This is a genomic window from Moorena sp. SIO3B2 (genome assembly GCF_010692525.1).
Taxonomy (GTDB): Bacteria; Cyanobacteriota; Cyanobacteriia; order Cyanobacteriales; family Coleofasciculaceae; genus Moorena; species Moorena producens.
The window spans coordinates 1-1,360 of sequence record NZ_JAAHHE010000888.1 but is presented as its reverse complement, the minus strand read 5'-3'; the positions used below and the strand labels follow the sequence as shown (position 1 = coordinate 1,360).

At 45.0% G+C, this 1,360-nt stretch carries 2 protein-coding genes; one reads left to right on the top strand and one right to left on the bottom strand.

Annotated features, from left to right (window positions below):
- A partial coding sequence (locus F6K38_RS42080; RefSeq protein ID WP_287360784.1) for an aldehyde dehydrogenase family protein occupies positions 1 to 956 on the top strand: 956 nt, incomplete at its 5' end.
- Between the two features lie 259 nt (positions 957 to 1,215).
- Here the strand turns inward: F6K38_RS42080 and F6K38_RS42075 are convergent.
- On the bottom strand, positions 1,216 to 1,360 hold a 145-nt coding region (locus F6K38_RS42075), incomplete at its 5' end, for a type II toxin-antitoxin system RelE family toxin (RefSeq protein ID WP_502709673.1).

Sequence of the window (1,360 nt, the reverse complement as noted above, 5' to 3'; positions counted from 1 at the left end):
GCAATAGCGCTGTATTAAAAGTAGCAGAAGACACTCCCGCCACGGCTTGGATAGTTGGACAAATTGCTCAAGAGGCTGGGTTACCCCCTGGTGTCCTCAATATTATTCAGGGATATGGTGAAGAAGCTGGCGCTCCCTTGGTTGCTCATAATGATGTCGCTGTGGTTAGCTTTACCGGGTCCACAGAAGTAGGACGAATTGTGCAACGGGTAGCTGGGGAGCGCTTTGGCAGGGTATCCCTGGAATTGGGGGGTAAGAATCCCTTGGTCGTGTGTGATGATGCGGATTTGAACAATGCTATCAAGTGGACCTTACTCTCAGTGTTCAGTAATGCTGGTCAACGTTGTGCTTCTGCTAGTCGGATTATTGTCTTTGATAGCATTTATGAGCAATTCCGTGACCAATTAGTAGAGAAAACTAAGGAATTAAAATTAGGTCCCACTGACCAGGATGACCTTGGTCCAGTGATTAATGAGCAACAGTTGATCAATATGATAGCAGCGGTGAAACAGGCACAGCAAGCAGGAGCAACGGTGCTGGTGGGAGGCGATCGCTTAACAGACCCTGACCATGCTACTGGTTTCTATATGGCACCGACCCTGCTAGAGAATGTAGACCCCCACGCGGAAATTTCTCAATGTGAATTATTTGGTCCGATTGCTAGTCTCTACCGGGTCAAAGACTTTAAGGAAGCTCTTGCTCTTGCCAACGATTCCCCCTATGGCTTAACTGCTGCGATCCACACTCGCAACATCCACCGTGCAGTACGGTTTTGTGAGAAAGTCCAAACTGGAGTAGCTGTAGTGAATGCCGGTACTTATGGCAGTGAACCTCATATGCCTTTTGGTGGACTCAAGCAATCTGGTAATGGTACCCGTGAACCAGGCACAGAAGCGTTGGATGTCTATTCTGAGTTGAAGGATATCTATATTAATATCGATCCTGAGCAATTTTGATCATTAGGGAGTAGGGAGTAGGGAGTAGTTGATGTAGGGTGGGCAGTAAGTATCATAGCGATGGAAACCTTGGAAATTGGTTTTATGCACTGCCCACCCTACGATTCATTTTATTTACTGTTGGTGGGCAGTGCTTATCAAAGCTACTACCAGCTTTGGGATTGGTCTTAGGCACTGCCCACCCTACGATTAATTTTATTTACTGCCGGTGGGCTGCGATTCTACTGCCCACCCTACTACTTTATAATTTTCTATTGCTTTAAGGAAAATAACGATCAAATTCTCGTCTATGGAGAACACGGGAGAATATGATAGTATCGCCTTTTATAAAAAAACCAATTCTATAATCCCCTAAACGAATTCGATATGCATTTTCTTCTCCTTTTAATTTTTTGATGTTTTTG